This is a genomic window from Acinetobacter sp. GQ146, from assembly GCF_059758585.1.
Genome location: NZ_JCAXDV010000025.1, coordinates 1 through 667 on the forward strand (window position 1 = coordinate 1; position 667 = coordinate 667).

General features: G+C 50.1%; 1 protein-coding gene. It reads right to left on the minus strand.

The annotated features are described in order from the left end of the window. On the minus strand, positions 1–636 hold a 636-nt coding region (locus AC6CHI_RS16115), incomplete at its 3' end, for a thiolase family protein (RefSeq protein ID WP_498122505.1). Positions 637–667 lie beyond the last annotated feature (31 nt).

The window sequence follows — 667 nt, forward strand, 5'->3', positions numbered from 1 at the left end:
TTGAGCAATGCTCACCGGGATGATCTCGTGTTTAAAAAAGCCTTGAGCTTGCGCGGTTGCTGTGCGCTGTTGACTCGTCAAGGCAAACTGGTCTTGATCTGCACGATCAATCTTAAATTGTTGTGCCACGTTCTCTGCAGTCTGTGGCATGGTCTCTACGCCATACATCGCTTTCAGCTTGGGATTGATAAAACGCCAGCCCATGGTGGTGTCTTCAATCTTCTGGCTACGCCCATAAGCACTTTCCGACTTGCCCATCACAAAGGGTGCTCGTGACATACTTTCCACGCCACCGGCAATAATCAGATGGGCTTCTTCGGCTTTAATGGCACGTGCCGCAATGGCAATCGCATCTAAAGATGAACCACATAAACGGTTGATGGTGGTGGCTGGCACTTCCACCGGTAAGCCTGCCAATAAGGCCGACATACGCCCTACATTACGGTTATCTTCACCGGCTTGGTTGGCACAGCCATAAATCACGTCATCGACCTGTGACCAATCCACTGTTGGGTTACGTTGCATCAAGGCTTGAATCGGCACTGCTCCCAAGTCATCAGCACGGACTGGCGCGAGTCCACCCGCATAACGACCAAATGGAGTCCGGATGGCATCAATGATATATGCGTCTTTCATTTTTAATCTTGTCCTTTGAATCCCCCTTATA